Here is a 26,137-nt window from a genome sequence, read left to right on the forward strand (position 1 = left end):
GTGTATGGCAGCACACTGCAGGTGTGCTGCGCCTTCATTGAGGGAGTGCGCGAGCCAGCCAAGGGAAAAGCCTGTGGTTCAGGGCCGTACCGCCGGGAGGGAGTTTAACGGCTTGTGTCGGTTTGTCGCGCTTTGTGCGCTTTCTGTCACGCATAAAAAAACCGCTCATACAGAGCGGTTTTTTGTTCAGTGGCCGATTCAACCAAACAACCAATACCCCAACAACGTCAGCACCACCACTGCCAGCACCGGGCGCAATACGCGGTAGGCCTTGGGATGACGGCGTTTCCACTGCTTGACTACGCCGCTGAACTTGTCAGTGAAATTCTTGCTCCAGGCGTAAACCTGGTTGATCCCGCCGACGCGTTCATCATCAAGGTTCTGCGGTGCGGTGGCGCGGCCCAGCAGGCCACTGACCCAGCGGTTAATACGGGTCATGACACGGTTGCTCAGCGGTCGCTCGATGTCGCAGAACAGGATGACCCGGGTCTTCTCGGTTTCGTTCTTGACCCAGTGCACATAAGTTTCGTCGAACATCACGTCCTCGCCATCGCGCCAGGCGTAGACCTGACCGTCGACAAAGATGCGGCAATCGTCGGAGTTCGGGGTCGACAGCCCCAGGTGATAACGCAGGGACCCGGCGAACGGGTCGCGATGCGGGTTCAAATGGCTGCCGCCCGGCAACAGGGCAAACATCGCGCCTTTGACATTCGGGATACTGCTGACCAGTGCCACGGTTTTCGGGCACAGGGCTGCGGCCGAGGGCAAAGGCTTGTCGTACCACTTGAGGTAAAAACGCTTCCAGCCCTTCTTGAAGAACGAGCCAAAACCGGCGTCGTTGTTCTTTTCGGCGGCGCGGATATAGCCCTCGTCGAACAGGTGCATGGCTTCGTCGCGGATGATTTCCCAGTTGTCCCGCAGCACGTCCAGTTCCGGGAACTTGCTGCGATCCAGGTAGGGTTTGGACGGAACACCAGAAAACAGGTACATCAGGGCGTTATAAGGTGCGAACAGCGCCGAATGGTTGACGAACTGACGCAGGACCGGCAACCGTGCCTTGCCGCGCAAATGCACATAGAGCGTACTGCCGAGGAATAACAGCAACACCGACGCTTTCGCGGCCAGGGAAAAGGTCATCAACGACTCCTTGAGAATAAACAACTGTGCACCGCGCCATTTACCCGACGTGGCAGCCGGCCATGATACCCACTACCGGACTGGGGAAAAACCCACCTATCTGAACAAACAGTGTTGAGGATTGCGCAACAAAGCACTTATTAACATAAGGTTCCTGAACGAAGGCTGACCGGAGTCAACCATTGGGAGTCAGGGTGCATTTTGTGGCGAGGGCGCTTGCTCCCGCTTGAGTGCGCAGCGCTCACAACATTTTGGGGCCGCTGCGCAGCCCAGCGGGAGCAAGCTCCCTCGCCACAACCGGTACACAGATTATTGCTGGGTCTCCGCCTCGGTAAACAGATCACTGAACAACATGCTCGACAGGTAACGCTCGCCCGAGTCCGGCAGGATCACCACAATCGTCTTGCCCTGCATTTCCGGGGTTTCGGCCAGGCGCACTGCCACCGCCATCGCCGCACCGCAAGAGATCCCGCACAAAATCCCCTCTTCCTGCATCAGGCGCAGGGCCATGGCCTTGGATTCGTCGTCGGTTACCAGTTCGACCCGGTCAACCATCGACAAATCGAGGTTCTTCGGCACAAAACCGGCGCCAATGCCCTGGATCTTGTGCGGGCTCGGCTTGATCTCTTCACCGGCCAGTTTCTGGGTAATCACCGGCGACGACACCGGTTCCACGGCCACCGAGAGAATCGGTTTGCCTTGGGTATTCTTGATATACCGCGAAACACCGGTAATGGTTCCGCCCGTTCCGACGCCTGCCACCAGTACATCGACCGCACCGTCGGTGTCGTTCCAGATTTCCGGGCCGGTGGTTTTTTCGTGGATCGCCGGGTTGGCCGGGTTTTCGAACTGTGCCGGCATGAAGTACTTGGCCGGGTCGCTGGCGAGAATTTCCGCAGCCTTTTCAATCGCGCCTTTCATGCCCTTGGCGGGCTCGGTCAGCACCAGCTCAGCCCCCAACGCCTTGAGCACCTTGCGCCGCTCGATACTCATGGACGCCGGCATGGTCAGCATCAGCTTGTAACCACGGGCGGCAGCCACAAACGCCAGGCCGATGCCGGTATTGCCCGACGTCGGCTCCACGATGGTCATGCCAGGCTTGAGTTTGCCGGTGCTTTCGGCGTCCCAGATCATGTTCGCGCCGATCCGGCACTTGACCGAGTAACCGGGGTTGCGTCCCTCGATTTTGGCCAGGATGGTCACGCCCCGAGGCGCGATGCGATTGATCTGCACCAGCGGTGTATTACCGATGGAATGGGCGTTGTCAGCGAAAATACGGCTCATGGCTGGGTCCTTATGCAGCGTTGAATTAGCTGTTCAAGGTATGCCTGTTGCCGAGGGTCGTCCAGTCAGGTCGAACGTCCGCCGGCGCCAGCAGTCAATGGCTTTACATTGCCAAGGAATTGCCATCATGAAACGTCGATACAGTTGGCCCCTTTGGACCCTCGCCGGCCTCGTTATCCTGTTGGTCGCCCTGGACATCGCCTTGCCCTATATGGTGCGCAATTACCTCAACGACAAACTCGCGGACATGGGCGACTACCGTGGCCAGGTGGTCGATGTGGACCTGGCCCTGTGGCGCGGCGCCTACAAGATCAACGGGCTGAAGATCGTCAAGGTCGACGGCAAGGTGCCGGTGCCTTTCGTCAACGCGCCGCTGATCGACCTCTCGGTGAGTTGGCACTCCCTGTGGTACGACCATGCCGTGGTGGCCGAGGTGCAGTTCATCAACCCCGAAGTGAACTTCGTCGATGGCGGGGCCAACAAACAGAACTCCCAGACCGGTCGCGGCACTGACTGGCGCGCTCAATTGAGCAAACTGCTGCCGTTTACCCTGAACGAAGTGCGGATCAACGACGGCAAAATCAGCTTCAGGAACTTCAACTCCACGCCGCCGGTGAACATGAACGCCACCCAGGTTAACGCCAGCCTCTATAACCTGACCAACGTGGTCGACACCCAAGGCAAGCGCGACGCCCGTTTCGAAGGCAAGGCCCTGCTGCTGGGCCACGCCCCGCTGGAAACCACCGCCACCTTCGATCCCCTGAGCAACTTCGAAGACTTCGAATTCCGCCTGCGGGCCAAGGACATCGAACTCAAACGCATGAACGACTTCGCCTCGGCTTACGGCAAATTCGATTTCAATGCCGGCCACGGCGACGTGGTGATCGAAGCCGAAGCCAACAAGGGCCAGCTAAAGGGTTACATCAAACCGTTGCTGCGAGACGTTGAAGTGTTCAACTGGCAGCAGGACGTCGAGAACAAGAACAAAGGGATCTTGCGCTCCGTGTGGGAAGCCATCGTCGGCAGCACCGAAACCGTGCTGAAGAACCAGCGCAAGAACCAGTTCGCCACCAAAGTTGAACTCAGCGGCAACGTGCACCAGCAAGATATCAGCGCGTTCCAGGCGTTTTTGCAGATTTTGCGTAATGGTTTCGTCCAGGCGTTCAATGCGCGGTATGAACAGCCGAAGCCGGATAAGGGTTAAGTCACCAAGTGACGCCCCATTCAGAGACTGAATAACCCGTCTGCGTTCACAGTCGACCGGGCAGCGCGTTATAGTCGGGGCATCATAAATGTCGCGTCCCGCCCTGCCCCGTTCAGGCCGGCGTTACCGTTCGAGGATTAGCAGATGAAGTTCGAAGGCACCCAGGCCTACGTCGCCACCGATGACCTGAAGCTGGCGGTCAACGCCGCCATCACCCTGGAGCGTCCGCTGCTGGTCAAGGGCGAGCCGGGCACGGGCAAGACCATGCTCGCCGAGCAATTGGCCGAGTCCTTTGGCGCCCGGTTGATCACCTGGCACATCAAGTCCACGACCAAGGCGCATCAGGGCCTGTATGAGTACGACGCGGTCAGCCGCTTGCGCGATTCGCAACTGGGCACCGAGAAGGTCCACGACGTGCGCAATTACCTGAAGAAGGGCAAGTTGTGGGAAGCCTTCGAGTCCGAGGAGCGGGTGATCCTGCTGATTGACGAGATCGACAAGGCTGACATCGAGTTCCCGAACGACTTGCTGCAAGAACTCGACAAGATGGAGTTCTACGTTTACGAGATCGACGAGACCATCAAGGCCAAGGTTCGCCCAATCATCATCATCACTTCCAACAACGAGAAAGAGCTGCCAGACGCGTTCCTGCGCCGCTGCTTCTTCCACTACATCGCGTTCCCGGACCGCACCACGATGCAGCGCATCGTCGACGTGCATTACCCGAACATCAAGAAAGACCTGGTCAGCGAAGCGCTGGACGTGTTCTTCGACGTGCGCAAAGTGCCGGGCCTGAAGAAGAAGCCTTCGACCTCGGAACTGGTGGACTGGCTGAAACTGCTGATGGCCGACAACATCGGCGAAGCGGTGCTGCGCGAGCGTGATCCGACCAAGGCCATCCCGCCGCTGGCCGGTGCGCTGGTGAAGAACGAACAGGACGTGCAATTGCTTGAGCGCCTGGCGTTCATGAGCCGTCGCGGCACCCGCTAAGAGGCTGACCGCCATGCTGCTCAACCTGTTTAATGAAATGCGTGCCGCCAAGGTGCCGGTCTCGGTGCGCGAGTTGCTGGACCTGATCAACGCGCTGAAACAGCGCGTGGTCTTCGCCGACATGGACGAGTTTTATTACTTGGCCCGGGCGATCCTGGTGAAGGACGAAAAGCATTTCGACAAGTTCGACCGCGCCTTCGGTGCCTACTTCAATGGCCTGGAAAAACTCGACGATCACCTTCAGGCGTTGATCCCCGAAGACTGGCTGCGCAAGGAGTTCGAACGCTCCCTGAGCGATGAAGAGCGCGCGCAAATCCAGTCCCTCGGCGGTCTGGACAAGCTGATCGAAGAGTTCAAGAAACGCCTGGAAGAACAGAAAGAACGCCACGCCGGCGGCAACAAGTGGATCGGCACCGGCGGCACCAGCCCGTTCGGTTCCGGCGGCTTCAACCCGGAAGGCATCCGGGTCGGCGATGCCGGCAAGCGTCAGGGCAAAGCGGTGAAAGTCTGGGACCAGCGCGAGTACAAGAACCTCGACGACTCGGTGGAACTGGGCACGCGCAACATCAAGGTCGCCCTGCGCCGGTTGCGCAAATTTGCGCGTCAGGGTGCGGCGGAAGAGCTGGACATCGATGGCACTATCGACCATACCGCCCGGGATGCTGGCCTGCTGAACATCCAGATGCGGCCGGAGCGGCGCAACACCGTCAAGCTGTTGCTGCTGTTCGACATCGGCGGCTCGATGGACGCCCACGTGAAGATTTGCGAAGAGCTGTTCTCGGCCTGCAAGACCGAGTTCAAGCACTTGGAGTATTTCTACTTCCACAACTTCGTCTATGAATCGGTGTGGAAGAACAATATGCGCCGCACCTCCGAGCGCTTTTCGACCCAGGATTTGCTGCACAAATACGGCGCCGACTACAAGGTGATCTTCATCGGCGACGCCGCCATGGCGCCCTACGAAATCACCCAGGCTGGCGGCAGCGTCGAGCACTGGAACGAAGAGCCGGGCTATTTGTGGATGCAACGCTTCATGGAGAAGTACAAGAAGCTGATCTGGATTAACCCGTATCCGAAAGACACCTGGGGCTATACCTCGTCGACCAACATTGTTCGGGATTTGATTGAAGACCGGATGTACCCGCTGACGCTGCGGGGGTTGGAAGAAGGGATGCGGTTTCTTTCCAAGTAGCGTACTGATCGTTCCCACGCTCCCGCGTGGGAATGCCGCCCGGGACGCTCTGCGTCCCCTGTGACGCGGAGCGTCACTGGATGCATTCCCACGCAGAGCGTGGGAACGATCAGTGTGAAGCAAACCGCTGCAAATAGGCGACCTGCTCCCGATGCGCCACGTCCTGCACCACTGGTCGCAACCTGACCTTCGCCCCCGGCAGACACTGCGCCAGCCGCGCCAAGGCCAACGGCGTCAACGCCCCCAAACGCGGATAACCGCCAATGGTCTGCCGATCATTGAGCAACACAATCGGCTGTCCATCCGGCGGCACCTGCACCGCGCCCAGCGGGATGCCTTCGGAGATCATCGGTTTGCCCTGGTATTCCAGCGGCGTGCCCAGCAGGCGAATGCCCATGCGGTCGGCACGACTGTCCAATTCCCAGACACTGTTGAACGCGTCGAACAGACTTTGCCCGCTGAACGCACCAATCTGCGCGCCGAGCACCAGGTCCAGCGGTGAATTGAGTTTGAAATCCGGGACATGCTCCTGCGGCAATTCGCGCAACAGGATTAATCCGCTGCCCGAATAGCTCAACGGCGCGTCCTTGGCCAACGGCCGGCCCATGCCATCAAGTCCACCAAGTTCTTCGCGAACCACCGTCGAACTGCTGCCCAACACCTTCGGCGCATCAAACCCGCCCGGCGCGGCGAGATAGGCCCGAGCGCCAAGCAGCGGTTGGGTGAATTGCAGCCGCTGACCTTTATGCAGCCTGAAACTGCGCCACGGCGCCAACGCCTCGCCATCCACTTGCGCGCCCAGATCCGCGCCGGCCAACGCCAGCACGCAATCCTCTTCGGCCACCACGGTAAAACCGCCGAGGGTGATTTCGATCACCGGCGCGTCCAGCCCATTGCCGAGCAGCCAATTGGCCCACGACATCGACCGCCAATCCAGCCCGCCACCCTGGGTTACGCCCAGGTGCCGCACGCCGAATCGGCCGGCATCCTGCAACAGGCACAGCGGCGTACTCGCTTCAATTTTTAGACGGCTCATGCCTGGGCCTCCAGTGGCGTGTCGTCGCCGCCCAGGTTGATGAACTCGGCATGGCTGACGGCTTCGAAGCGCACCGTGTCGCCGGGCTGCATCAGGCTGTAGCCGTCCCGCTCGCGGTCGAACAGTTTGGCCGGGGTGCGGCCGATCAGGTTCCAGCCGCCAGGGGACACCACCGGGTAAGCCGCGGTTTGTCGCTCGGCAATGCCGACGCTGCCCGCCGCGACTTTCTTGCGCGGCGTGTTCAGGCGCGGTGCGGCGAGGATTTCCTCTACCAGCCCCATGAAGGCAAACCCCGGGGCGAAGCCCAGTGCGAACACTTGGTACTCACGCTCGCTGTGGCAGCGGATCACCTCGTCCATCGCCAAGCCGCTGCGTTGAGACAACAGTCTCAATTCGGGACCTACGCTCAAGTCATACCAGACCGGCAGCACATGGCATTTGCCACCGGCACTGGCATTGGGCGACAGATCGATCAACGCCTCAGCGATCAACTCCCGCGCCTGGGCCGGGCTCAGTGCGGTCAGGTCGTAATGCACCATCAACGTCGTATAAGACGGCACCAGATCGATCAAATGCCCGCCGAACGCAGCGCGCAGACTTTCGCTGGCCGCGAGCATCCATGGCATGTTCGCTTCGGCGATTTCATCGAACAGGCGCACCATCAGGCAATCCAGCGCGACCACTTCCACCCGTGGCTTCATGACGCGCTCTGCTGGTTCAAGGCCTCGCGGATACGGCGCACGGCCGCCACCGAACTGGCGTTGTCGCCGTGCACGCACAACGTGTTGGCCCGCAAATGCAAAGCGCTGCCGTCATTGGCCGTGAGGTGATCGCCACGGGCGATGATCAGCGCTTGTTCGATGATCTTCTCCGAATCGTGATGCACCGCGCCCGGCAGTTGCCGCGAGACCAGCATCCCGGCGCTGTCGTAGGCGCGGTCGGCGAAGGCTTCGAACCACAGGGTCACGCCGTACTCATCGCCCAATTGCTGCGCGGCGCTGTTGTCGCGGGTGGCCATCAGCATCAGCGGCAAGGTGCGGTCATAGGCGGCCACAGCCTGGATCACCGCGCGCAATTGCGCCGGGTTGGCCATCATGTCGTTGTACATCGCGCCGTGGGGTTTGACGTAGCTGACCTTGCCGCCCTGGGCCCGGCAGATGCCGTCGAGGGCGCCGATCTGGTAATGCAGAATGTCTTGCAGTTCCTGGGCGGTGTAGGCCATGGAACGCCGGCCGAAGCCGACCAGGTCTTGATACGCCGGGTGCGCGCCGATCTGTACGCCATGGCTCAGGGCCAGGCTGACGGTCTTGCGCATGATGCTCGGGTCGCCGGCATGGAAGCCGCAGGCGATGTTGGCGCAATCAATGAAGGGCATGACCTCGGCGTCCAGACCCATGGTCCAGTTGCCGAAGCTTTCGCCGATGTCGCAGTTCAATAGCAGGCGGCTCACGGTGAACACTCCTGTAGGCATATTCTTTTTTAACTGCCGGGACATGCTTGTAAAACATGCCCGGCAGATTATCAGTTACTCGGCTTCAAGTTGCTTGCCACGGGTTTCCGGCAGGCTCAACGCCGCCAGGATCACCACGCCGTAGGACACCGCCGCAAACGCTCCGATGCCGACGCTCAGCGGCACTTTCTGGCTGAGCAAACCGATAAACAGTGGAAACAACGCGGCCAGCGCCCGCCCGATGTTGTAGCAAAAACCCTGGCCCGAGCCGCGAATCCGCGTCGGAAACAACTCGGTCAAAAACGCGCCCATGCCGCTGAAAATCCCCGAGGCAAAGAAGCCCAACGGGAAGCCCAGCCACAGCATCACGCCGTTACTGACCGGCAATTGGGTGTAGAGCAAGACGATGGTGAACGAGCCGACGGCGAACAGGATGAAGTTCTTCTTGCGCCCGAGGATGTCGGTCAAGTACGCGCTGATGACGTAACCGACGTAGGAACCGACGATCACCATCGCCAGATAACCGCCTGTGCCGAGTACGCTCAAGCCCCGTTCGTTCTTCAGAAAGGTCGGCAGCCAGGAGGTGATCGCGTAGTAACCACCCAGTGCGCCGGTGGTCAGCACCGAAGCGCGAATCGTGGTGAAGAGGATGCCAGGGGCGAAGATCTCGTAGAACTTGGCCGGGTTGTCCGGGGTTTGTTTGGCTTTGGCTTCGCGATAGATTTCCGGGTCCTTGACCAGGCGGCGGACGAAAATCACGAAAATCGCCGGGACGATGCCGAGAATGAACAAGGCGCGCCAGGCGTCTTCCGGCGGCAGTACCGAGAACAGCAGCGCATACAGAATCGCGGTCAGCCCCCAGCCCAGCGCCCAACCGGATTGCACCATACCCACCGCTTTGCCGCGGTCCTTGGCGCGAATCACTTCGCCCATCAACACCGCGCCAGCCGTCCACTCACCACCGAAACCGAAGCCCATCAAGGTGCGGCTGATCAGCAGCTGTTCGTAATTCTGGGCGAAGCCGCAGAGGAAGGTGAAGAACGCGAACCACAGCACGGTGAGTTGCAAGGTGCGCACCCGGCCGATGCGGTCGGAGAGAATCCCCGCGACCCAGCCGCCGATGGCCGAGGCGATCAGGGTGCTGGTGTGAATCAGCCCCGCTTCACCGGTGGTAATGCCCCACATGGCAATCAGGGTCGGCACCACGAAGCTGAGCATCTGGGTGTCCATGCCGTCCAGGCCATAGCCGATCTTGCAGCTCCAGAACGTGCGGCGTTCCTGTTTGTTGATGTTGCGATACCAGTCGAAAGGTCCGGGGCGAGCCGTGGCCTTGGGGATGGCGGTGGTGTCGGGCGCACTCATGGCGAATCTCCGTGCAAATTTTATTGGTATTGTTCGAAGCCCCGACGACGCCTATCGTGGGAACCGGATGGCCCGATTTTTGGGCGCCCGGCCCTGCTGCGTCCAACTAATAAAAACCCGGCCTAGGCATAAGAAAAAGTTGATCTTATGAATTTGAAGTTCCTCGAAACCTTCGTTTGGGTCGCGCGGCTGAAGAGTTTTCGCCTGACCGCGGACAAGCTCTTCACCACCCAGGCGTCGATTTCCAGCCGCATCGCCGTGCTCGAAAGCGAGCTGGGGGTAAAGCTGTTCCTGCGCGATTCCCGGGGCGTGAGCCTGACCCCGGAAGGCTTGAAAGTGCTCGAATACGCCGAGCAGATGATGGACACCATGCAGGCGCTCAAGCAGTCGATCGAGACCCGTTCGAGCAAGGTCGGGCGGGTGCGCATCGGGGTGATGGACACGGTGATTCACACTTGGCTCAGCCCGTTGGTGGCGCAGATGATGGATCACTATCCACTGGTGGAAATCGAGCTGGTGGCCGATACCTCGCTGAACCTCTGCGATCAGCTGCAAAAAGGCTTTCTCGACCTGATCCTGCAAACCGACCTGCTGCGCCAGGAAAGCGTGCGCAGCCTGGAACTGGCCAGCCACCCGATGGGCTGGATCGTGGCCAGCAACTCCATCTACAACCGTGAGTATTCAGGGGTGGCGGACCTGGCCCGCGAGCGGATCATTACCTACTCGAAAAACTCCCATCCGCACCAGGACATCCTGGCGTTGATGCAGGCCAATGGCGTGATGGCGCCACGGTTGAACTGCGTAAACTCGGTGTCGGCGATTACCCGGTTGCTGCGCGATGGCTTTGGTATCGGCGCACTGCCACCGGTGCTGGTGGCCGAGGAGCTGGCCCGGGGGGAATTGACCTTGCTGGCCATTGATCAACGGCCACCGAACTTGCAAGTGGTGGTGTCGTGGCGGATCGGGGTGGAATGGGTCGAGGAGATTGTGGCGTTGAGTCAGCAGGTGCTGGAGGGGTATGCGCGCAAGGTGGGTGAAAGCTACATCGTGCTGGCCTGACACACCGCCGCCCTCGTAGGAGCGAGGCTTGCCCACGAAGGCGTCGTGTCAAACAACGTCGATGTCGACTGACACGATGCCTTCGCGGGCAAGCCTCGCTCCTACAGGGGGCAGTGATCTTTGGTTTTAGAGGCCGCGCACATCCCGATCTTCAATCGGACGGCTCTGGCGCAGGCGTTTGCCGCCCAGTACCACCCAGTCGATCAACCGGAACAGGCATTCAATGCCGAACGACAGCAGCAATGCGCCGCTCATGCCCCAGATCATCGCTTCCGGGGTCAGCAGGATCTGGTAGCTGTAGCCGTTCCAGGTTTCCTTGCGAATGTCCGGATCAGCCGCCAGTGCCACTTGCAGGAAGCGGATGTACCACGGGCCTTGCATCGCCATGTGCTGTTTATCGAGGGCGACCTGACGGGTGAGCAGGTTGCTCAGGCTGTCGGCATCGCTGCGAAAGATCGGGTCTTCGCTCGCCCGGTAATGCGCGACCAACGCCTGCATGTCGCCCTTGAAGAACTCATTGGCCGTGCCCTGGAAACCGCTCAACCCGGTCTGCGCCTCAATCAGGTGCGCTTCGATCCGCTTGGCGTAGTCGCTGATAAACCCCGGCACCTGGACACCGATCAACAGGCCCGCCGCAAACAACACCAGCCGTAGATAACTGAGCAACATGGGGTAAGTCCTTATTCGGTCTTGCCCTGGCTGACGCATTCACCGCGTCGCCAGAGGCTCCATTGGCCCGGTTCGTAGCGGGTCCAGGTTTCGTTTTCGGTCAAGGGTTCGGTGGCGATCACCGTGACCACGTCGTTGGGCGTGGTTTCGGCCTGGAAGTCGACGATCACATCGACGTCCTTCAGGCGTGCCGGGCCGAACGGGGCGCGGCGGGTGATTTGTGCCAGTTTGGTCGAGCAATAGCAGAACAGCCAGTCGCCGTCGCTGAGCAGGCAGTTGAACACGCCTTTGCTGCGGTATTCGGCGCAAGCCGCTACCAGGTCCGGCAGCAGTGCTTCGATTTCCACCGGTTCCGGGAACGCTGCGCGCACGCGGTTGAGCAAGTCACAGAACGCTGCTTCGCTGTCGGTATCGCCGACCGGGCGGTAGAAACTCTTGATCGGTTCAAAGTCCGCAAGCTGGCCGTTGTGGGCGAAACACCAGTTGCGCCCCCACAACTCGCGCACGAATGGGTGGGTGTTGGACAGGCAGACCTTGCCGACGTTGGCCTGGCGGATATGCCCGATCACCACTTCGCTCTTGATCGGGTAGCGCTGCACCAGGTTCGCGACCTCGGACTCGCAACTCGCCGCCGGGTCCTGGAACAGACGCAGGCCACGGCCTTCGTAGAAGGCGATGCCCCAACCGTCACGGTGCGGCCCGGTACGCCCGCCGCGCTGCATCAGCCCGGTGAAGCTGAACACGATATCGGTCGGGACATTGGCGCTCATGCCCAATAACTCACACATGCTCGGACTCTCGCTTCAATGCTGGGGCAAGGTTACAAACGCGGTTCGATGCGCGAACGCTGAGGGTTGTTCGGGATTGGTGGACGGCCGTAGCGATCATCCCCGGCGACGCCGAACGGTTGATCGTCTTCATAATCGTCAGGTTTGATCGCGGCTTTGGCAGCAGCGGCCTGTTCCTTGCGGGTTGCGGCGGCGCGTTCGATCGGCCAGCGGATCAGCACCAGAATCAGGTAGAGGCCGAAGGCGATCATGCCGTACATGAACAGATCGGAAATCGCGCGCCAGGCGTTGTTGCCCACTTTGAACGCCAGGTCCAGGGCGGTGATGGCGATGGCCGGAGCGACCTTTTCCTTCACCGGGTCGATGATGGTCGGGCTGAACAGCAACACCGCCATCAGCAGCCGCAACGGCTCGCGCAGGTAGCGCCACATCCAGCGGGTCAGGCGCATCCACACCAACAGGCAGCCTAAAGCGGCAAAGGCGTAGAGGCCCCAAGCGATCAGATAGTCGTTCTCGGTCATGGTGTCCATGGCAAGGCAGGCAAAGAGGCGCTTATAGTAACGACTTTTCGCGCGTCCGGCTTGTCCCAATGCCAGCCGGTCAAGACACAGAACCTGTGGGAGCGAGCTTGTGTGGCGAGGGAGCTTGCCTGTGGCGAGGGAGCTTGCTCCCTCGCCACACAAGCTCCCTCGCCACAAGGATCTGCAGCGCTGCGAAACCCTTATTCCGTACATTGTCCGAGAGCCCTTCATGCCCTTAACCGCCAACGTCACCCGCGCCCCGATTGCCCGCAAGGCCGATGGGGTTGACCCGTATGCCTGGCTCCAGGAGCGCGACACCGACGCGGTGCTCGACTACCTGAAGGCTGAAAACAGCTATCAAGAAGCACAAACCGCCGATCAGGCCGGATTGCGCGAAACCCTGTTCGAAGAGATCAAGGGCCGGATTCTGGAAACCGACCTGTCCCTGCCGTCGCCGTGGGGGCCGTTTTTGTATTACACCCGCACCACGGCCGGTGACGAATACGCTCGCCACTACCGCTGCCCGCGCCCGGCCGATGACAGCCTGCTGATCGACGAAAGCCAGGAGCAACTGCTGCTGGACCCGAACGAACTGGCCAACGGCGGCTTCTTCTCCCTCGGCGCCTTCAGCATCAGCCCGGACCACCAGCGCCTGGGCTACAGCCTCGACACCACGGGCGATGAGATTTACACGCTGTTCGTGAAGGAATTATCCAGCGGCCGTGTCAGCGAACTGGCGTTCGAGGACTGCGACGGCAGCATGACCTGGGCCAACGACAGCCTGACCCTGTTCTTCGGCGAACTGGACGACACCCATCGCCCGCATAAACTGATGCGTTATCGCCTGGACGGCACGGCGGCCGAAGAAGTGTTCCATGAGCCGGACGGCCGATTCTTCCTGCATTGCTACCGCTCCAGCTCCGAACAGCAACTGCTGCTGTCCCTGGGCAGCAAGACCACCAGCGAAGTCTGGGTGCTCGATGCGTTCCAGCCGCACCTGGCCTTTACCTGCCTGGCGCCACGGGTCGAGGATCACGAGTACGACGTCGATCACGGCGCGCTCGATGGCGAATGGACCTGGTTTATCCGCAGCAATCGCGACGGCATCAACTTCGCCCTGTACACCGCCGCCGACACGGGCGTGGCGCCGACCGAGGCCGAGTGGCAGAACCTGATCCCCCACAGCGACACGGTGATGATCGAAGGCCTGAGCCTGAACGTCGAAGCCGTGACCCTGAGCCTGCGCGAAGGCGGCTTGCCGATCATCGAGGTGCGCCCACAAGGCCTGGCGCCTTATCGCGTGCAACTGCCGGACGCGGCCTACAGCCTGCATGTGCAAAACAGCCTGGAATTCGTCAGCGACCGGATCCGCCTGCGGTATGAGGCGTTGAACCGTCCGGCGCAGGTGCGTCAGCTGGACCTGGCCACCGGCGAGCAGAAAGTGCTGAAGGAAACCCCGGTGCTCGGCCCGTTCGACGCCGATGCCTATGTCAGCCAGCGCCTGTGGGCGACCGCGCCGGACGGGACGCAAGTGCCGATCAGCCTGGTGGTCAAACGCGAAGCACTCGGTAAACCGACGCCACTTTATCTGTACGGCTACGGCGCCTATGGCGAAAGCCTCGACCCGTGGTTCTCCCATGCGCGCCTGAGCCTGCTGGATCGCGGCGTCGCCTTCGCCATCGCCCATGTGCGCGGAGGCGGTGAATTGGGCGAAGCCTGGTACCGCGCCGGCAAGCAGGAACACAAGCACAACACCTTCAGCGACTTCATCGCCTGCGCCGAGCATCTGATCGCCAACGGCTTCACCACTTCCCAGCAATTGGCGATCAGCGGCGGCAGCGCCGGTGGCTTGCTGATCGGCGCGGTGCTTAATCAGCGTCCAGAGCTGTTCGCGGCGGCGATTGCCGAAGTGCCGTTCGTCGATGTGCTCAACACCATGCTCGACCCGGACCTGCCACTGACCGTCACCGAATACGATGAATGGGGCAACCCGGAAGAGCCGGACGTCTATGATCGGATCAAGGCCTACGCCCCGTACGAAAACGTCACCGCCCAGGCGTATCCGGCAACGCTGGTGATCGCTGGCTACAACGACAGTCGCGTGCAGTATTGGGAAGCGGCCAAGTGGGTGGCGAAATTGCGCGCGACCAAAACCGACGACAACCCGCTGCTGCTCAAGACCGAACTGGGCGCCGGGCATGGCGGGATGAGCGGGCGTTACCAGGGATTACGTGACGTAGCCCTCGAATACGCATTTGTTTTCCAGGTTTTGGGCATTGCCTGAGGAACTTGGCTCGGCGTTCCGGTCTTAAACCTCGTACGCCGACCCGCCCTTGTAGGAGCGAGGCTTGCCCGCGAAGAGGCCGCAACATTCAACATCTATGTTGGCTGACACGACGCCTTCGCGGGCAAGCCTCGCTCCTACAGGGATACGAGCATCATTCAGCAAAAAACAAAAAAGACCGTGACGACATGTCAGAACCGACCTTACTGAACAACGAAATCCGCGACTGGCTGATGGACTGCGGCCTGTTCGATCAACTGCTGCCGGTGGACTTCGCCGCCGCTTCCGGCTACTTCAGCATCAGCACCATCGCCCAGGGCGAGGAGATCTTCCACGAGGGCGATGCCGGCAGTTTCATGTGCATCATCCACACCGGCCAGGTCTCGGTGCAGAAGACCAACAGCGACGGGCAAACGGTGATCATGGCCACCCTGCGCAGCGGTCGGGCGTTCGGCGAAATGGCCGTGCTCGACGGCGAGCGGCGCTCGGCCAGTTGCGTCGCGGCGAGCAACTGCCAACTGCTCAACCTGGGCAAGGATTCGCTGGAAAAGATGCTCAACGACGCGCCGAAAATCGCCGCCAAGATCATCCGCGCCCTCGCCATCTCCCTGTCCAAGCGTTTGCGCATGGCCGACGGGCAGTTACTCTCGCAACAGGTCTAACCCCCCGGCGACTTGCTTTTCGCTCCGTTCGGCTCAAGGCCCGGCAACGGCTGGTCCTTGGACGGCGGGCTGGGCATTTCGATCGGCACCAGGGGCGGGCCGCCGCTGCCAGGCCCGGTGCGGGGCACGCTGGTCGGGGTGATTTGCGGGTAGGGCGTGGGGGTCGCGGTGCCGGGCGAGCCGGGCATTGGCGCCGGGCTGATGGGGATGATTTGCTGCTCCTGGGCCTGCACTGCAGTTATCGAGAGCGCGGCCAGGGCAATGACCGTTAGAATGGTGCGCTTCATCAATGGCTCCGTTGGCCTTGTTGTCTGCTTGCAGGCTACTCCCAACCGCGTCCGTTTGCCTTATGCCAATTTTTTCCAAGAGCCTGCCATGAAACGTTTCGTTCTACTCGACACCGCCCCCATCCCTGAAAACGGCGGTGCCCTGTGCCTGTTCGAATACGGCGAGGATTTCGTCATCAAGATCCAGGGTGGCGATGGCGGGCAACTGATGAACACCCGCATGCACGGCTCCGAAGACGCCCTGGCCGAGATCCCGTGCCGCAAGGTCGCCGGCCGGCCGAACTCCCGCGTCTTGATCGGTGGCCTGGGCATGGGCTTCACCCTCGCCTCCGCCCTCAAGCACCTGGGCAAGACCGCTGAAGTGGTGGTCGCCGAACTGGTGCCCGGCGTGGTCGAGTGGAATCGCGGACCGCTGGGCGAAAAGGCCGGCAACCCGTTGCTCGACCCGCGCACGGTGATCCGCATGGAAGACGTGGCCAAAGTGCTGCAAGCCGAGCCCCAGGGTTTCGACGCGATCATGCTCGACGTCGACAACGGCCCCGAAGGCCTGACCCAGCGCGCCAACAGTTGGCTCTATTCCTCCGGCGGCCTCAACGCCTGCGCCAAGGCCCTGCGCCCCAAAGGCATACTGGCGGTGTGGTCGGCCAGCGCCGACAAGCAGTTTTCCGACAAATTGAAGAAGGCCGGGTTCAAGGCCGAAGAAGTCCAGGTCTTCGCCCACGGCAACAAAGGCACGCGCCATACGATCTGGATTGCCGAGAAGCTCAAGGGCTGAGCTAAACTCTGTTCATTACCGTCATTAGTCTTCTACAAAGGTGAACCCATGAGTTCGTCCACCCCAACCAATACCTCGAAGCTGGATCGCATCCTCGCCGACAACCAGCGCGACAAGGAAATGGGTTACCGCGACAAGGCCCTGAAGATGTACCCGCACGTGTGCGGCCGCTGTGCCCGTGAATTTTCCGGCAAGCGCCTGAGCGAACTGACCGTGCACCACCGCGACCACAACCACGACAACAACCCCCAGGACGGCTCGAACTGGGAATTGTTGTGCCTGTATTGCCACGACAACGAACACTCGCGCTACACCGACCAGCAGTACTTCAGCGAAGGCTCCCTCAGCACGCCGAAAGTCGCCAAGGCCACGCACAACCCATTCGCCGCGCTGGCGGGGTTGATGAAGAAAGAAGACTGACACCTGGCCATGCAGCGGCCAAAAACTGCCGCTGCTGGCAAAGGATGTCATTTTTTTGCCGCGCTCCAATCGTGTCTGACCCGTTACAAAAGCCCCTGCCCGTTTGGGTTCGAGATGCCATCAGCGTTGCTGGCACTGTTCTTGCGATGTATCCGCATCAATACACGCCAGACAGTGGAAGACGATGAACGTCACCTCAACCTTCAACAGCCCTGCGATGCTGGCTTACGGCGCCGCTGCTCAGGCCAAGGCTAAAACCGCTGCCACCGAGCAGGCCGCCAAAGACCCCAAGACTGGTGACTCGGTCAGCCTCTCGCCAAAATCCACCGACTACAGCGGTTCGATCGGCAACAACGCGCCGTTCTTCCCGGTGCGCAAGGGCATGAACGCGGACGCCCTGGTGCTGGGCGTCACCCAACCCGGCGCGGTGTCCAGCTCCAAGGACAAGACCTTCCCGGAAGTCGCCGCGGATGCACGCAAGCGTATGGACGTGAAATACGCGCAGATGAAGGCCGGCGAAAAGCCCTACGACGCCAGCGTTGAAGACAAGAATGCGTTGATGGGCGACCTGGATCGCCGTTCGCTGAACGCCGTGGCCACCAACGAGGGCGGCAAGTTTTCCAGCGATGAACAGGAAGCGGCCAAGGCGCTGATGCAGCAACAGGCGCGCTTGGCGTCGGGTCATTACAGCGGCCCGGAAGATCAGAAGAAAAACTGGAAAGACCCGTTCGCCAACGACCCGATTGGCCGGGCCAAGGCTGCGCTGAATTTCCTCGACAACATGAGCCCCGAGGAAAAGACCAAGCCCGAATGGCTGTCCCAGCACCAGACCTTGCAGGACGCGTTGACCCAGTACGGCAAGGACGATGCCGTCGCCGGGGGCAAGAAAAAAGACGGGCACTTCAACAATCTGGCGGAAATCCTCGCGGGCGTTGATACCAACGGTACGGGGAGCAAGGACCCGGCAAGCAACCAGATCGCCAATGCACCGGCCTCCATGATGGCCAAGCTCAAAGCGATGTTGCCCAAGGCGCAATGAATCGGGCGCATTGTCTGTAGGAGCAAGGCTTGCCCGCGATAGCGATCTTCAGTTCGCCATCGCAGGCAAGCCTTGCTCCTGCAAAATGAAACCGCATCAGGCCTAGCGCATTTCCTTTGTATCGCACATGAAACTTTCATCAGAAAGTCGGCAATCGTTTATTGGCAAAATCGCGACATACGGAACTCTTAACAGGTAACCGACATGTCCCGAATCTTGACCATCGAAGACGATGCCGTGACCGCCACGGAAATCGTCACCGAGTTGCAAAGCCACGGTTTTGAAGTGGATTGGGTGAGCAATGGCCGCGAAGGCCTGGTGAGCGCGGTCAGTGGCAATTACGACCTGATCACCCTCGACCGCATGCTCCCCGAGCTGGATGGCCTGGCCATCGTCACCACCCTGCGCGCCATTGGCGTGGCGACGCCAATCCTGATGATCAGCGCCCTCTCCGACGTCGATGAACGCGTACGCGGCTTGCGTGCCGGGGGCGATGATTATTTGGCCAAACCGTTCGCCACTGACGAAATGGCCGCGCGGGTCGAAGTGTTGCTGCGACGTAAAAGCCCGGCCAAAACCTTCGACACCACCCTGCGCATCGCCGACCTGGAACTGGACCTGATCAGCCACGAAGCCCACCGCGCCAACCAGCCGCTGAGCCTGCTGCCCACCGAGTACAAACTGCTGGAATTCATGATGCGCAACCCGGGGCAGATTTTGTCGCGGATGATGATTTTCGAAGAGGTCTGGGGCTATCACTTTGATCCGGGCACCAACCTGATCGATGTGCACATCGGTCGGCTGCGCAAGAAGATCGACCCGCCGGGTATGCCGCCGTTGATCCGCACCATGCGTGGGTCGGGGTATGTGATTGCAGAACCGCTTTAAAGGCCAGCGATGACGACCTGTAGGAGCTTGCTCGCGATGGCGGTCTCGAGGACGCTATCGCGAGCAAGCTTTGCTCCTACAGGGGCGATGTTCGGCACACCGCCGTTGCGCAACGGCTTATCCCGGCATGCACTGGAAATCGCCAGTCTGCGCCAGTTGCTTGCCGTGCGAATCCTCAAGCCGCGCGCTCACCTCCTCGCCCAGACTCGACTCTACCAACCGGTAATGCTCGCCAGCCTTGAACTGCGGGTAACTGACCTTGCCCTCACAATCCTCCTGGTTCGAATCGCCACTCGGCATCTCGAACAACGTCACCTCCAGGTCATGGGCGCCGGGGGCCACTTCGAAGAAGCGGCCGTCATCGATACGCTGGCCATCCACCCGTTCGGCCAGCATGTCATTGGGCGCCTCTTCCTGCAACCCGATCCAGGCCATGCCTGGATCGGGTTTGGGCATCGGCCCGGCGCAAGCGGACAACAGACAAACCAGGCTCAGGCCCGGAATCAACAGCAGTGGTTTAAGTGTCATTGCAATGACCTTCCTTCATGAAAAAAACCTTGAAACGCCGGGCCTACGAGCACTGAAAACGATCGCTCTGCGCCACCTGTTTGCCATGGGAGTCCACCAGGCTGGCGCTGGCCGACAAGCCTGCGCTGGACGCATTCATCTGGTAGCGCTCACCCGCCTGAAAGTGGCTGTAGTCCAGGCGCCCCGTGCAAATAGGTTCCGCCGAGTTGCCATCGGTGCCGCGGATCAGCGTCACGTCCAGCCGATGAACGCCGGGCTTGACCTCGAAATAACGTCCGTCTTCAACGCGCTGGCCATCGATCTTTTCCGCCAGCACGTTGGTGTTTCCCGGTTGTTGCAGATCGATCCAGGCTTCGCTCGGGTCCGACTTGGGTTCCGGGCCGGCACACGCCGATAACAGGCAGATCAGGCTCAGGCCGGGGACCAGTAACAGGGGTTTGAGCGTCATGGCAAAACACCTCGAAAGTTGAGCGTCGATGCCGCCGTCAGGTGTGACGACGGGCCATCGGCTTGAGGTGAAGAGTGGCGCGCTAGAGCGGCGCGGACAAATGAAGACCCATGAAAGGTTTTTCAGGAAAACGTTAAAGATTTCTTCATCCCCGTGAAGGCAAATCTTTAAGTTGCACACGCAAGACTGCCGGGCAATTGCATTCAAGACCTCGGAGGTTTACGGCATGCTCGGGCTGGTAAAGACCGCACTGCTCAAGCCCTACACGTTTATCGTGCTGGCAATTTTCATCTGCATCATCGGGCCGATGGCGGCCCTGCGAACGCCCACCGATGTGTTTCCCGACATCGGCATTCCGGTCATCGCCGTGGTGTGGCAGTACAACGGCCTGGCGCCGCAGGACATGGCCGGGCGGGTGATCTACACCTATGAGCGCTCCCTGAGCACCACGGTCAACGACATCGAGCACATCGAGTCGCAATCCCTGCCGGGCATGGGCATCGTCAAGATTTTCTTCCAGCCCGGCGTCGATATCCGCACCGCCAACGCCCAGGTCACGGCGGTGTCGCAGACCGTGCTCAAACAGATGCCACCGGGCATTACGCCGCCGCTGATCCTCAACTACAGCGCCTCGACCGTGCCGATTTTGCAGATGGCGTTCTCAAGCCCCACGCTGTCGGAAGCGAAGATCCGCGACCTGGTGCAGAACAACATTCGCCTGCCCCTGACCTCGGTGCCGGGCCTGGCGATTCCGACGCCGATGGGCGGCAAACAACGGCAGATCACCCTCGACCTCGACCCGCAGGCGCTGGCCGCCGAAGGCTTGTCCGCCCAGGACGTCGGCAATGCGCTGGCTGCCCAGAACCAGATCATCCCGGTGGGCACTGCCAAACTCGGTCCCAATGAATACACGGTGCTGCTGAACAACAGCCCGAAAGCCATCGACGAACTCAACGACCTGCCGATCAAAACCGTCGACGGCGCGCTGATTACCATCGGCCAGGTGGCCCACGTGCGCGATGGCTCACCGCCGCAGACCAATATCGTGCGGGTCGATGGCCGTCGTGCGGTGCTGATGCCGGCGTTGAAGAACGGCAATATTTCCACGCTGTCGATCATCGACGGCATTCGCCAGATGCTGCCGCGCATCAACGAAACCGTGCCGCCGTCGCTCAAGACTTCCCTGCTGGGCGATGCCTCGGTGTTCGTCAAACAGTCGGTGGGCAGCGTGGCCAAGGAAGGCATCATCGCCGCGTTGCTGACCAGCGCGATGATCCTGCTGTTTCTTGGCAGTTGGCGTTCAACCCTGATCATCGCCGCCTCGATTCCGCTCGCGGTGTTGTCGGCCATCGCCCTGCTCGCCGCCAGCGGCCAGACCCTCAACGTCATGACCCTCGGCGGGCTGGCGTTGGCGGTGGGGATTCTGGTGGACGATGCCACGGTGACCATCGAGAACATCAATTGGCACCTGGAACAGGGCAAAGCAGTGAAGACCGCGATCCTCGACGGCGCGAAACAGATTGTCGGCCCGGCGTTCGTGTCGTTGCTGTGCATTTGCATCGTGTTTGTGCCGATGTTCCTGTTGCAGGGCATCGCCGGTTACCTGTTCCGGCCGATGGCGCTGGCGGTGATGTTTGCCATGGCCAGCTCCTTCATTCTGTCGCGCACCTTGGTGCCGACCCTGGCGATGTTTTTGCTCAAACCTCATGTGCCCGAGCAAGGTCCGGGGCATCACCCGGAAGATGAATTCATCAACCATCACGAGGGTGAGCAGCACCGAAAAACCCATCATCCGTTGCTGCAACGGGTGCTGAATTTCCAGCAGGGTTTCGAGCGGCATTTCTCCAACCTGCGGGACACTTACTTCGGTCTGCTGGAACTGGCGCTGGAATACCGCAAGCGGTTCCTGCTCGGGTTCCTGGCCTGTGTGCTGGCTTCGTTTGCGTTGTTGCCGAGCCTGGGCGAGGACTTCTTTCCCGCCACCGACGCTGGCGCGTTGTCGCTGCATGTGCGCCTGCCATTGGGCACGCGGATCGAGGAAAGCGCGGCGGCGTTCGACCGCATCGAAGCGCGGATCCGCGAGATCATCCCCGCCGAGCAACTGGACACCATCGTCGACAACATCGGCATCCCGCTGAGCGGCATCGACATGGCCTACAGCAACAGCGGCACCATCGGCCCCCAGGACGGTGACATCCAGGTCAGCCTCAAGGCCGAGCACCGCCCCACCGCCGATTACGTGAAACGCCTGCGCGAAGCCTTGCCGGAAAGCTTTCCCGGCAGTCACTTTGCGTTCCTGCCGGCGGACATCAGCAGCCAGATCCTCAACTTCGGTGCCCCGGCACCGCTGGACGTGAAAATCTCCGGGCCCAATGACGTGGCGAACCGCGCCTATGCCGTGGAGCTTGAGCGACGCTTGCAGCATGTGGCCGGGGTCGCCGATTTGCGCATCCAGCAGTCCACCGGTTATCCGTCGTTGCAGGTCAATGTTGATCGACTGCGGGCCAATGGCCTGGGCATCACCGAGCGTGACGTGACCAACAGCATGGTCGCGTCCCTGGCCGGCAGTTCGCAGACCGCGCCGACCTTCTGGCTCAACCCGGCCAACGGCGTGTCCTACGGCGTGGTCGCCGCGACGCCGCAATATCGCCTCGACAGCCTGCCGTCGCTGGAAGCCTTGCCGGTGACCGGCAGTGACGGGCAATCGCAGATCCTTGGTGGTCTGGCGAGCATTTCCCGGGTGCAGAGCCCGGCGGTGGTCAGCCACTACAACATCATGCCGACCCTCGACCTGTACGCGAATGTGCAGGGCCGCGACCTCGGCGGCGTGGCCAAGGACATTCAAAAAGTGCTGGATGACACCGCTTCGATGCGGCCCAAAGGCGCGGTGATCAGCCTGCACGGGCAGATCGATGCGCTGCACGAAGCGTTCAGCGGTTTGAGCTTCGGCCTGCTCGGCGCGGTGGTGCTGATCTACTTGCTGATCGTGGTCAACTTCCAGTCCTGGGTCGATCCGTTCGTGATCATCACCGCCCTGCCCGCCGCGCTGGCCGGGATTGTGTGGATGCTGTTTCTCAGCGGCACCTCGCTGTCGGTGCCGGCCCTGACCGGGGCGATCCTGTGCATGGGCGTGGCCACGGCCAACTCGATTCTGGTGGTGAGTTTCTGCCGTGAACGCCTGGCCGAACACGGCGACGCGCTCAAGGCTGCGCTCGAAGGCGGCTACACCCGGTTTCGCCCGGTGTGCATGACCGCCCTGGCGATGATCATCGGCATGCTGCCGCTGGCCCTGTCCGAGGAACAGAACGCGCCGTTGGGCCGCGCTGTGATCGGCGGCCTGATCCTCGCCACCACCGCCACGCTGCTGTTCGTACCGGTGGTGTTCAGCCTGGTCCACGGACGTCAATCCTCTCGCGCTGTTGCTGAAGAAAACCTTTCTGGGGAAAGCACTCATGTCTGATCAAAAACCGTCGCGCAAACGCCTGATGTGGGTCGGGGTCGGCGGCCTGACCCTGGCCGCGCTGCTGGTGGCCAACGGTTCTGGCCGCCCGCACTCGCCACGAGAAAGCCGTAGCGGCCTGGACCGAAACCGCAGCGATGCCGCTGGTCAGCGTGTTCCAGCCGCAACAGAACGTGCACGGCGACAGCCTGCGCTTGCCGGCGCATCTGGAGGCGTGGAGCAAGGCGCCAATCCATGCGCGGGTCAGCGGCTACCTCAAGGACTGGAAAACCGACATCGGCGCCCATGTGAAGGCCGGGCAGATCCTGGCCGAGATCGACAGCCCGGACCTCGATCAACAAGTGGCGCAAACCCGTGCCCGGTTGATTCAGGAACAGGCCAATGCGCGCCTGGCCGAAACCACCGCCAGCCGTTGGCAAAACCTGTTGGCGACGCATTCGGTGTCGCGTCAGGAAGCCGATGAAAAACGCTCCAACGCGGCCGCCGCCAAGGCCAACGCTGATGCCGCTGCGGCTGATTACGCGCGGCTGTCGGCGCTGGAAGACTACAAGACTATTCGTGCGCCATTCGCCGGCACCATCACCGCGCGCAACACCGACATCGGCCAGTTGATCAAGGCCGACAATGACAGCGATCCGCAGCTGTTCGACATCGCCGACACCCATCAACTGCGCCTCTACGTGCCGGTGCCGCAGAACTACACCAGCGTGATCCGACCCGGCATGTCGGCTGAATTGATCGTGCCGGAGCATCCCGGCCAGCACTTCACCGCGCGGTTGCTCGGGGATTCGACGGCGGTGGATCGGCGCTCCGGCACCTTGCTCGCGCAGTTTGTCGCGGATAACCCGGATGGCGCGTTGTTGCCCGGTGACTATGCCGAGGCGACGTTGCAGATTCCCGCCGATACCCATGGCGTGAGCATTCCGGCGAGTTCGCTGATCTTCCGTGCCCAGGGCACCCAGGTGGCGGTGCTGGATCCGGATAACCATGTGCACTTGCGCGACATTCATATCGGTCTGGATCTGGGGGAGCGGCTGGTGATTGATCAGGGCTTGAAACCTGCGGATCGAGTGGTGGATAACCCGCCGGATGCCCTGCGTGAAGGCGATGCCGTGCAACTGGCCGACGCTGGAGGTGTGCATGCGCCCAAGGCTTGAGCTGCTGGTGATGGCGTTGCTGTTGCAAGGCTGTTCGATGGCGCCGACCTACCAGGTGCCGGCCATCGATTTGCCGGCGCAGTATCGCGAGCAGACCAGCGACGGTCCGTGGCACTTGGCAAAAGCGCCGCCCTTGGCGTCGAACTGGTGGCAGCTCTATCAGGACCCGCGCCTGAACCACCTGCAACAGCAATTGCTCAAGGCCAACCCGGACCTGGCGGCGGCCCTCGCGCACTTTGAGGCGGCGCAGGCGTATGCCGGGCAATTGCATGCCGGGTTGTTCCCGCAAATCAACGCCAGCGCCCAGCCGTTGCGCCAGCGTCAGTCGGACGGCAAGCCGTTGCGCGGCAGCAATCAGCCGTCGGTGTACAACAGCAATACCGCCGGGTTGGCGCTGAACTTTGATCTCGATTTGTGGGGGCGGATTCGCAATCAGGTGGCGGCGGGTGATGCCCAGGCTCAGGCGTCGGCGGACGACTTGGCGGCGGCGCGGCTGAGCCTGCAACAGCAACTGGCCACGCTGTATATCCAGCTCAATGGCCTGGATGCCCAGCGCAAAATTCTCGCCAGCTCCCTCGACGATTACACCCAGGCGCTGCAACTGACCCGCGACCGCTACGAAGGCGCCATCGCCTCGGAACTGGACCTGACCCGGGCGCAAAGCCAACTGGCCGAGGCCCGGGCACAACTGGACGATGTGCGGGCGCAGCGGGATCTGGCCGAGCATGCGATTGGGGAGTTGGTGGGTGAGCCGGCGAGTGTTTTCCGATTGAGTGCGAGCGATCAGGCATTGGGGCTTCCTTCAGTCCCCGACGCGCTGCCGAGCACCCTGCTGCAACGCCGCCCGGACATCTCGGCCGCCGAACGCCGGGTGTATGCCGCCAACGCCAATATCGGCGTGGCCCGCGCCGCGTGGTACCCGGATTTCAGCTTGACCGGGTTGCTCGGTGGGCAAACGGCGGGCAGCGGTAATCTGCTGGCCGCCGGCAATCGTTATTGGGCGTTGGGGCCGTTGGTTAACCTGCCGATCTTCGACGGCGGTCGCCTCGACGCCAACGAACGCCAGGCCAAGGCCGAGTTCGAAGAAGCGGCCGCGCATTACCGTAGCCAGGTGCTGCGGGCGGTGCGCGAAGTCGAAGACAACCTCGGGCAACTGCGCGACCTGCAACGGGAGGCAGAGGATGAGCAAGCGGCGGTCGAGGCTGCGCAACGCACGCAGACATTGGCGATGAATAGCTATGAGGCCGGGGCGGTGAATTATCTGGATGTGGTGACCGCGCAGACCTCGGCGCTGCAAGCGCAGCGGCGGTTGCAGACGTTACTGACACGGCAGTTGCAGGCGAGTGTCGGGTTGGTGGTGGCGTTGGGTGGGGGTTGGAACAGCGCCGAAAATTGAGGCTGGATGTGCTGGCCTCTTCGCGGGCAAGCCTTGCTCCTACGGGATTGGGGCGTTCACTCATTTGGGGTTCGACACAAACCCCAAGGAGCAAGGCTTGC

At 61.4% G+C, this 26,137-nt stretch carries 24 protein-coding genes and 1 pseudogene; 13 read left to right on the forward strand and 12 right to left on the reverse strand.

Going from position 1 to position 26,137, the window contains the following annotated elements:
* Nucleotides 1–198 precede the first annotated feature (198 nt).
* Both ACZ89E_RS15245 and cysK read right to left on the reverse strand, forming a co-directional pair.
* A complete protein-coding gene (locus ACZ89E_RS15245) occupies nucleotides 199–1,137 on the reverse strand; it encodes an aspartyl/asparaginyl beta-hydroxylase domain-containing protein (RefSeq protein ID WP_476255976.1) in 939 nt (312 codons plus the stop codon).
* Nucleotides 1,138–1,446: 309 nt separating this feature from the next.
* Nucleotides 1,447–2,421 carry a cysteine synthase A gene (cysK, locus tag ACZ89E_RS15250; RefSeq protein WP_133839252.1) on the reverse strand — a complete coding sequence of 325 codons (975 nt, stop codon included), beginning with the start codon at nucleotides 2,419–2,421 and terminating at the stop codon, nucleotides 1,447–1,449.
* Between the two features lie 127 nt (nucleotides 2,422–2,548).
* Here cysK and ACZ89E_RS15255 point away from each other — a divergent pair, with 127 nt between their 5' ends.
* The 3 genes from ACZ89E_RS15255 to ACZ89E_RS15265 all read left to right on the forward strand — a co-directional run bounded on the left by ACZ89E_RS15255 (nucleotide 2,549) and on the right by ACZ89E_RS15265 (nucleotide 5,807).
* Nucleotides 2,549–3,625 carry a DUF748 domain-containing protein gene (locus ACZ89E_RS15255; protein WP_149657137.1) on the forward strand — a complete coding sequence of 359 codons (1,077 nt, stop codon included), beginning with the start codon at nucleotides 2,549–2,551 and terminating at the stop codon, nucleotides 3,623–3,625.
* 144 nt (nucleotides 3,626–3,769) lie between these two features.
* Nucleotides 3,770–4,615: an AAA family ATPase gene (locus tag ACZ89E_RS15260; protein WP_149657138.1), complete on the forward strand. Its 846-nt coding sequence runs from the start codon at nucleotides 3,770–3,772 to the stop codon at nucleotides 4,613–4,615.
* A 13-nt stretch (nucleotides 4,616–4,628) separates the two neighbouring features.
* On the forward strand, nucleotides 4,629–5,807 hold the full coding sequence (locus ACZ89E_RS15265; protein ID WP_054049045.1) for a vWA domain-containing protein: 1,179 nt from the start codon (nucleotides 4,629–4,631) through the stop codon (nucleotides 5,805–5,807).
* Between the two features lie 109 nt (nucleotides 5,808–5,916).
* Here the strand turns inward: ACZ89E_RS15265 and ACZ89E_RS15270 are convergent, their stop codons facing one another.
* The 4 genes from ACZ89E_RS15270 to ACZ89E_RS15285 all read right to left on the reverse strand — a co-directional run bounded on the left by ACZ89E_RS15270 (nucleotide 5,917) and on the right by ACZ89E_RS15285 (nucleotide 9,655).
* Complete coding sequence (locus tag ACZ89E_RS15270; protein WP_476255977.1) at nucleotides 5,917–6,843, reverse strand: 5-oxoprolinase subunit C family protein; 927 nt, start codon at nucleotides 6,841–6,843, stop codon at nucleotides 5,917–5,919.
* On the reverse strand, nucleotides 6,840–7,544 hold the full coding sequence (locus ACZ89E_RS15275) for a 5-oxoprolinase subunit B family protein (RefSeq protein WP_476255978.1): 705 nt from the start codon (nucleotides 7,542–7,544) through the stop codon (nucleotides 6,840–6,842). Before ACZ89E_RS15275 ends, ACZ89E_RS15270 begins: the two co-directional genes overlap by 4 nt.
* The gene (locus ACZ89E_RS15280) at nucleotides 7,541–8,293 is read right to left on the reverse strand and encodes a 5-oxoprolinase subunit PxpA (protein ID WP_476255979.1); all 753 of its coding nucleotides are present in this window, start codon (nucleotides 8,291–8,293) and stop codon (nucleotides 7,541–7,543) included. The genes ACZ89E_RS15275 and ACZ89E_RS15280 overlap by 4 nt, the downstream gene beginning before the upstream one ends.
* A 75-nt stretch (nucleotides 8,294–8,368) precedes the next feature.
* The gene (locus ACZ89E_RS15285; RefSeq protein WP_463259687.1) at nucleotides 8,369–9,655 is read right to left on the reverse strand and encodes an MFS transporter; all 1,287 of its coding nucleotides are present in this window, start codon (nucleotides 9,653–9,655) and stop codon (nucleotides 8,369–8,371) included.
* A gap of 147 nt (nucleotides 9,656–9,802) precedes the next feature.
* Between ACZ89E_RS15285 and ACZ89E_RS15290 the strand changes: the two genes are divergently transcribed.
* Nucleotides 9,803–10,714 (forward strand): LysR family transcriptional regulator, encoded by a 912-nt coding sequence (locus tag ACZ89E_RS15290; protein WP_476255980.1) that lies wholly within the window; start codon nucleotides 9,803–9,805, stop codon nucleotides 10,712–10,714.
* 126 nt (nucleotides 10,715–10,840) lie between these two features.
* Here ACZ89E_RS15290 and ACZ89E_RS15295 read toward each other — a convergent pair whose 3' ends face one another.
* The 3 genes from ACZ89E_RS15295 to ACZ89E_RS15305 are packed head-to-tail and all read right to left on the reverse strand — an operon-like array spanning nucleotide 10,841 to nucleotide 12,701.
* Nucleotides 10,841–11,383, reverse strand: a complete 543-nt coding sequence (locus ACZ89E_RS15295; RefSeq protein ID WP_133839262.1) for a DUF2937 family protein — start codon at nucleotides 11,381–11,383, stop codon at nucleotides 10,841–10,843.
* Between the two features lie 11 nt (nucleotides 11,384–11,394).
* Entirely contained in the window at nucleotides 11,395–12,171 is a 777-nt protein-coding gene (locus ACZ89E_RS15300) for a class II glutamine amidotransferase (RefSeq protein WP_149657144.1), read from the reverse strand.
* Nucleotides 12,172–12,203: 32 nt separating this feature from the next.
* Nucleotides 12,204–12,701, reverse strand: a complete 498-nt coding sequence (locus ACZ89E_RS15305; RefSeq protein WP_149657145.1) for an MFS transporter — start codon at nucleotides 12,699–12,701, stop codon at nucleotides 12,204–12,206.
* 220 nt (nucleotides 12,702–12,921) lie between these two features.
* Here ACZ89E_RS15305 and ACZ89E_RS15310 point away from each other — a divergent pair, with 220 nt between their 5' ends.
* Nucleotides 12,922–14,976, forward strand: coding sequence for a S9 family peptidase (locus ACZ89E_RS15310; RefSeq protein WP_476255981.1), 2,055 nt, complete (start codon nucleotides 12,922–12,924; stop codon nucleotides 14,974–14,976).
* Between the two features lie 188 nt (nucleotides 14,977–15,164).
* On the forward strand, nucleotides 15,165–15,638 hold the full coding sequence (locus tag ACZ89E_RS15315) for a cyclic nucleotide-binding domain-containing protein (RefSeq protein ID WP_476255982.1): 474 nt from the start codon (nucleotides 15,165–15,167) through the stop codon (nucleotides 15,636–15,638).
* Here ACZ89E_RS15315 and ACZ89E_RS15320 read toward each other — a convergent pair.
* Nucleotides 15,635–15,925: a hypothetical protein gene (locus ACZ89E_RS15320; protein ID WP_149657147.1), complete on the reverse strand. Its 291-nt coding sequence runs from the start codon at nucleotides 15,923–15,925 to the stop codon at nucleotides 15,635–15,637. The two genes, ACZ89E_RS15315 and ACZ89E_RS15320, sit on opposite strands and share 4 nt — an antisense overlap.
* An 88-nt stretch (nucleotides 15,926–16,013) precedes the next feature.
* On the opposite strand from ACZ89E_RS15320, the gene ACZ89E_RS15325 reads away from it, so the two are divergent.
* The 4 genes from ACZ89E_RS15325 (at nucleotide 16,014) to ACZ89E_RS15340 (ending at nucleotide 19,047) form a co-directional block, all read left to right on the forward strand.
* A complete protein-coding gene (locus ACZ89E_RS15325; RefSeq protein WP_476255983.1) occupies nucleotides 16,014–16,700 on the forward strand; it encodes a spermidine synthase in 687 nt (228 codons plus the stop codon).
* A 48-nt stretch (nucleotides 16,701–16,748) separates the two neighbouring features.
* Nucleotides 16,749–17,120, forward strand: a complete 372-nt coding sequence (locus ACZ89E_RS15330) for a YajD family HNH nuclease (protein ID WP_133839269.1) — start codon at nucleotides 16,749–16,751, stop codon at nucleotides 17,118–17,120.
* 184 nt (nucleotides 17,121–17,304) lie between these two features.
* On the forward strand, nucleotides 17,305–18,159 hold the full coding sequence (locus ACZ89E_RS15335) for a hypothetical protein (protein ID WP_149657148.1): 855 nt from the start codon (nucleotides 17,305–17,307) through the stop codon (nucleotides 18,157–18,159).
* 204 nt (nucleotides 18,160–18,363) lie between these two features.
* A complete protein-coding gene (locus ACZ89E_RS15340; RefSeq protein WP_149657149.1) occupies nucleotides 18,364–19,047 on the forward strand; it encodes a response regulator transcription factor in 684 nt (227 codons plus the stop codon).
* Between the two features lie 117 nt (nucleotides 19,048–19,164).
* Here ACZ89E_RS15340 and ACZ89E_RS15345 read toward each other — a convergent pair whose 3' ends face one another.
* Both ACZ89E_RS15345 and ACZ89E_RS15350 read right to left on the reverse strand, forming a co-directional pair.
* Nucleotides 19,165–19,575, reverse strand: coding sequence for a PA0061/PA0062 family lipoprotein (locus ACZ89E_RS15345; RefSeq protein ID WP_149657150.1), 411 nt, complete (start codon nucleotides 19,573–19,575; stop codon nucleotides 19,165–19,167).
* Nucleotides 19,576–19,618: 43 nt separating this feature from the next.
* Nucleotides 19,619–20,023 (reverse strand): PA0061/PA0062 family lipoprotein, encoded by a 405-nt coding sequence (locus tag ACZ89E_RS15350; protein WP_149657151.1) that lies wholly within the window; start codon nucleotides 20,021–20,023, stop codon nucleotides 19,619–19,621.
* 226 nt (nucleotides 20,024–20,249) lie between these two features.
* On the opposite strand from ACZ89E_RS15350, the gene ACZ89E_RS15355 reads away from it, so the two are divergent.
* From ACZ89E_RS15355 to ACZ89E_RS15365, 3 genes and pseudogenes are all read left to right on the forward strand, one after another.
* Nucleotides 20,250–23,483 (forward strand): efflux RND transporter permease subunit, encoded by a 3,234-nt coding sequence (locus ACZ89E_RS15355; RefSeq protein ID WP_476255984.1) that lies wholly within the window; start codon nucleotides 20,250–20,252, stop codon nucleotides 23,481–23,483.
* Nucleotides 23,476–24,640 (forward strand): annotated as a pseudogene (locus ACZ89E_RS15360) (efflux RND transporter periplasmic adaptor subunit). The gene ACZ89E_RS15355 and the pseudogene ACZ89E_RS15360 overlap by 8 nt, the downstream one beginning before the upstream one ends.
* The gene (locus ACZ89E_RS15365; protein WP_476255985.1) at nucleotides 24,624–26,036 is read left to right on the forward strand and encodes an efflux transporter outer membrane subunit; all 1,413 of its coding nucleotides are present in this window, start codon (nucleotides 24,624–24,626) and stop codon (nucleotides 26,034–26,036) included. Before ACZ89E_RS15360 ends, ACZ89E_RS15365 begins: the two are co-directional and overlap by 17 nt.
* The last annotated feature ends 101 nt before the right edge of the window (nucleotides 26,037–26,137 follow it).

Source organism: Pseudomonas sp. TE3899, from assembly GCF_056279105.1.

Bases quoted from the DNA above. Each gene is read 5' to 3' on its own strand.
- ACZ89E_RS15245 (WP_476255976.1), bottom strand. From the start codon at position 1,137: ATGACCTTTTCCCTGGCCGCGAAAGCGTCGGTGTTGCTGTTATTCCTC.
- cysK (WP_133839252.1), bottom strand. From the start codon at position 2,421: ATGAGCCGTATTTTCGCTGACAACGCCCATTCCATCGGTAATACACCG.
- ACZ89E_RS15255 (WP_149657137.1), top strand. From the start codon at position 2,549: ATGAAACGTCGATACAGTTGGCCCCTTTGGACCCTCGCCGGCCTCGTT.
- ACZ89E_RS15260 (WP_149657138.1), top strand. From the start codon at position 3,770: ATGAAGTTCGAAGGCACCCAGGCCTACGTCGCCACCGATGACCTGAAG.
- ACZ89E_RS15265 (WP_054049045.1), top strand. From the start codon at position 4,629: ATGCTGCTCAACCTGTTTAATGAAATGCGTGCCGCCAAGGTGCCGGTC.
- ACZ89E_RS15270 (WP_476255977.1), bottom strand. From the start codon at position 6,843: ATGAGCCGTCTAAAAATTGAAGCGAGTACGCCGCTGTGCCTGTTGCAG.
- ACZ89E_RS15275 (WP_476255978.1), bottom strand. From the start codon at position 7,544: ATGAAGCCACGGGTGGAAGTGGTCGCGCTGGATTGCCTGATGGTGCGC.
- ACZ89E_RS15285 (WP_463259687.1), bottom strand. From the start codon at position 9,655: ATGAGTGCGCCCGACACCACCGCCATCCCCAAGGCCACGGCTCGCCCC.
- ACZ89E_RS15290 (WP_476255980.1), top strand. From the start codon at position 9,803: ATGAATTTGAAGTTCCTCGAAACCTTCGTTTGGGTCGCGCGGCTGAAG.
- ACZ89E_RS15295 (WP_133839262.1), bottom strand. From the start codon at position 11,383: ATGTTGCTCAGTTATCTACGGCTGGTGTTGTTTGCGGCGGGCCTGTTG.
- ACZ89E_RS15300 (WP_149657144.1), bottom strand. From the start codon at position 12,171: ATGTGTGAGTTATTGGGCATGAGCGCCAATGTCCCGACCGATATCGTG.
- ACZ89E_RS15305 (WP_149657145.1), bottom strand. From the start codon at position 12,701: ATGGACACCATGACCGAGAACGACTATCTGATCGCTTGGGGCCTCTAC.
- ACZ89E_RS15310 (WP_476255981.1), top strand. From the start codon at position 12,922: ATGCCCTTAACCGCCAACGTCACCCGCGCCCCGATTGCCCGCAAGGCC.
- ACZ89E_RS15315 (WP_476255982.1), top strand. From the start codon at position 15,165: ATGTCAGAACCGACCTTACTGAACAACGAAATCCGCGACTGGCTGATG.
- ACZ89E_RS15320 (WP_149657147.1), bottom strand. From the start codon at position 15,925: ATGAAGCGCACCATTCTAACGGTCATTGCCCTGGCCGCGCTCTCGATA.
- ACZ89E_RS15325 (WP_476255983.1), top strand. From the start codon at position 16,014: ATGAAACGTTTCGTTCTACTCGACACCGCCCCCATCCCTGAAAACGGC.
- ACZ89E_RS15330 (WP_133839269.1), top strand. From the start codon at position 16,749: ATGAGTTCGTCCACCCCAACCAATACCTCGAAGCTGGATCGCATCCTC.
- ACZ89E_RS15335 (WP_149657148.1), top strand. From the start codon at position 17,305: ATGAACGTCACCTCAACCTTCAACAGCCCTGCGATGCTGGCTTACGGC.
- ACZ89E_RS15340 (WP_149657149.1), top strand. From the start codon at position 18,364: ATGTCCCGAATCTTGACCATCGAAGACGATGCCGTGACCGCCACGGAA.
- ACZ89E_RS15345 (WP_149657150.1), bottom strand. From the start codon at position 19,575: ATGACACTTAAACCACTGCTGTTGATTCCGGGCCTGAGCCTGGTTTGT.
- ACZ89E_RS15350 (WP_149657151.1), bottom strand. From the start codon at position 20,023: ATGACGCTCAAACCCCTGTTACTGGTCCCCGGCCTGAGCCTGATCTGC.
- ACZ89E_RS15355 (WP_476255984.1), top strand. From the start codon at position 20,250: ATGCTCGGGCTGGTAAAGACCGCACTGCTCAAGCCCTACACGTTTATC.
- ACZ89E_RS15365 (WP_476255985.1), top strand. From the start codon at position 24,624: ATGCGCCCAAGGCTTGAGCTGCTGGTGATGGCGTTGCTGTTGCAAGGC.